At 39.9% G+C, this 3,541-nt stretch carries 2 protein-coding genes and 1 pseudogene; 2 read left to right on the top strand and 1 reads right to left on the bottom strand.

Annotated features, from left to right (window positions below; genetic code table 11):
• Positions 1–536: 536 nt before the first annotated feature.
• Complete coding sequence (locus V7137_RS28445) at positions 537–1,949, bottom strand: glutamate decarboxylase (RefSeq protein ID WP_335701169.1); 1,413 nt, start codon at positions 1,947–1,949, stop codon at positions 537–539.
• 272 nt (positions 1,950–2,221) lie between these two features.
• Here V7137_RS28445 and V7137_RS28440 point away from each other — a divergent pair, with 272 nt between their 5' ends.
• Entirely contained in the window at positions 2,222–3,073 is an 852-nt protein-coding gene (locus tag V7137_RS28440; RefSeq protein WP_335701168.1) for an alpha/beta fold hydrolase, read from the top strand.
• A gap of 245 nt (positions 3,074–3,318) precedes the next feature.
• Positions 3,319–3,541, top strand: a pseudogene (locus tag V7137_RS28435) (GNAT family N-acetyltransferase); the annotation flags it as partial.

The following is a 3,541-nucleotide window of genomic DNA, read 5'->3' as shown; positions in this document are numbered from 1 at the left end:
GGTTAACGTTCCAATTTGCTTTTGTCATTTTATTCCTCTAAATTCATCTTAGAATTGGTAACGATAAATAAAACTTTGTAATCATTACAAGAATATCATATCCCATTTTGGTGTGCATTACTTTAATTCGAAGGAGTAATATTGTCATTGAAATAATTAGTAGTTTAGAGAACGAGATTTACTCTCGATGGAAAGAACTATTGTTTATTTTGAACAACGTGGATGTGGGAGAAGTGATAGTCAGACTGCTGATGAGTTTTGAAAAAGTAGACTTACTTGGATATTCGTTTGGCGGAGAATTAGCACATGAAATTACTCATGCTCTGCCAGATAAAATCAATAAAATTGTGCTTTCAAGCTCCTGCTTAATAGGTTTGAAAGCACAAATTTTTATACAAATAGCAGGTTTTATGTCAATTGCAGATTCCTCTTTAGTCTTTAAAATTGAACATATTATTAGTCAACAAAATTCCCAAAAAGAAAAATACTCACAAATATGGGCATCTGTTGATTCAGAGACTGTATATATTTCGAGATCAATGGTGAAAACCGTTGTCGTGCTTTGTGTCATGCGGTATTGGCCCATCCAAGGAATCCAGATATGAGACGGCTTGTTTGAGGTTCATCAAGAACAGGTGAGCCATGTCCATAGAAAATCCATTTCGAACCACAATACGCATAATCGTTACTTCTTCCATGTCTGGGGGTAAAGGATATGCAGGCACTTGCCAGCCGAATATGCGCAATTGTCGAGACAAGTCATAAAGATTCCACTTTGATGTGTATCCTTCTTTCAATCGCCATGCAAATACCGGAATATCCGAGCCGTCTGTAATTAATTCAAAAGGTCCCATGTCAAGAATCGCCTTGCTTAGTAAGTGCGCCACTGCTTGAGAAGCCTTTTGCACCTCATAGTATCCGTCTTTGCCTAAACGCAGAAAGTTATAGTATTGCAGGAGTACTTGTGCGCCAGGTCTAGAGAAATTCAGGGCAACCGTCGGCATGTTCCCGCCTAAATAAGACACTCGAAAGATGAGATCCTCAGGGAGATCTTCAGCCTCACGCCAAATTATCCATCCAAGACCCGGGTAAACTAATCCATATTTATGTCCGGAAACATTGATGGATTTCACCCTAGCCAACCGAAAATCCCAGACTAAGTCAGGTTGAAGGAACGGTGCTATAAATCCTCCTGAAGCAGCGTCTACATGTATCGGAATATCGAGACCCGTTCTGGCCTGAAGCTCGTCCAAGGCTTTCGCAATTGCGGCGACCGGTTCGTAAAGACCGGTATAGGTCTCCCCAAGAATCGGCACCACAGCGATTGTATTTTCGTCTACGACAGTGAGTACTCCCCCGGGATCCAAATAAGGATGATCTGGAGAAATGTTCACATAACGCGGTTCGACGTCCCAATAGTTCGCGAATTTTTCCCAAACGACCTGAACTGCGGAACTAAATACGATATTTGGCCGGTCAATTGGTTTCCCTTGTTTTTTGCGCGCGTTTTGCCAGCGGCGCTTTAACGCAAGTCCCCCGAGCATACACGCTTCCGACGATCCCGTTGTTGAAACACCCATCGTATTATGAGGGTCGGGCGAATTCCAGAGATCGGCTATAATTCGAACACAGCGTTCCTCTATCGCCGCCGTCTGCGGGTATTCGTCCTTATCAATCATGTTCTTGTCGACTGATTCGGCATATAAACGTTCTGCGGCTGGCTCCATCCAGGTGGTAACGAATGTTGCAAGATTGAGACGGGCATTCCCATCTAGTGCGATTTCATCGTGAACAATTTGATACGCGGTTTCAGGTAACATGCCTTGATCACGCATACGAAAACGCGGAACCGCCTCTTCTCCTTTGCGGGCGAATAAGGGATTTAAAGAAAATTCGTCAGGCAACATCCTTTGCTCGATTTGCGTTCGACGCGGGTGCCAATGTGGCATATACTATCCACTCCTTCACGGGAATTAGACCTCTTATATTGTTTTGTCAATAAATGCCGTAAAATATTCATAACGCAGTGTTACGTCCATAGATGAAAGCTTAATTGTTTGAAGAAGATAAAAACAATGAACTCGTTCTACTTGAGAAACTGTTCATCCGATGCTGAAGGATTTTATTTTAAAAGAGGCGGTGCCACTATTTTATGAAGGGATATCTTCACGTATAGCGAATAACTAATTAACAGAATATTATAAATGAAGGAGGATGAAGTTTGTTATCACCTAAATCTAGATATGAAACCATTAATGGAATGGAAGTTCATTTTACCCAATGGGGTGATCCGCAGAAACCAGCTGTGGTTTGTTGGCACGGCTTAACTCGGAACGGGAGGGACTTTGATATTTTGGCTCGCCATTTAGCTCAAGATTTTCATATCCTTTGTCCGGATACGATTGGAAGAGGATGGAGCCAATGGAGTTCTTTCCCTGAAAAGGATTATTGTTTTGAAAATTACAGTAATTTAGCTATTGGATTATTAGACCATTTAGGAATAGACCAAGTCCGTTGGGTAGGAACCTCGATGGGAGGAGCTATTGGGATTCGTATTGCTGGAACGCCTCTTCACCAAAATCGTATTACCCACTTAATTTTAAATGACATTGGTGCAGGTGCTTCTGACAATACTGTTCAAGATATTGAAGGCATAAAACGAATAATAAGTTATGTTGGAACTCCTCCACAATTCAAAACCTTTACCGAACTAAAGAATTATTATAAGACTATTTATGCCACATTTGGTCTTTCTAACGAACAGGAATGGAGTGATTTTACCCAATATTCTTGCAGACGAAGAGATGATGGTGGAATCAGTCCTAATTATGACCCGAACATTGCTATACAATTTCAGCACACCGAGGATTTAAACTTATGGAACCAGTGGGAAGCCATTCAATCTAAAATATTACTCATTCGAGGGGAGATATCAGACGTATTGCCCCTAGATGTGGCGGTAAAAATGCAGCAAAAACCAAACTGTCAAATGGTATCGATTCCAAAACTAGGACATGCACCAGCTTTAAATACAGAAGAACAAATCTCCATCATAGAGAATTTTCTTCGATAAATTATTATTAAAAATGTAAGATAGCCCATAGAGAAGGAAGAAGAAATGACCCTCTTAGAGCTGCTTCGGCGGCTTTTTTGCTTGTTCCACTAACGAAGCAGGTTTGTTGAATAAGGGATTTCCATTTATCAAAATGTTAAGTGAAATGATTAAGAAAAAATTTGTGTGGGACTTAATTTTTTAACTGTGTAATGTGGATTGGAAAAATAATTGTAGTTTACTAAAAGAAGGAGATTTTTTTATCTATGATAAAGAAGGAAGAGAATTTGAAGATAAAAAAGGTTATAGAGTGCGAAATTGATAATGAACAGACTGAAAATATTCAAGAGTTATTGACTGAGAGTTTTCAGGATATGTATCTAAATAATAGGATTTATTTTAAACAAGTGCCTCATTTTAGATTCTTAGCTTTTAACGAGGAGAAACACCTTCTTGCACAGGTTGGGTTAGATTACCGAGTGATGAATC

It is taken from the genome of Neobacillus drentensis, from assembly GCF_036962765.1.
GTDB lineage: Bacteria > Bacillota > Bacilli > Bacillales > Cytobacillaceae > Neobacillus > Neobacillus drentensis_C.
The sequence above is the reverse complement of the archived record's forward strand: the minus strand, read 5'-3'. Positions and strand labels throughout refer to the sequence as shown.

Excerpts from the sequence above, each read along its gene's own strand:
- V7137_RS28445 (WP_335701169.1), bottom strand. The coding sequence starts at position 1,949 with ATGCCACATTGGCACCCGCGTCGAACGCAAATCGAGCAAAGGATGTTG.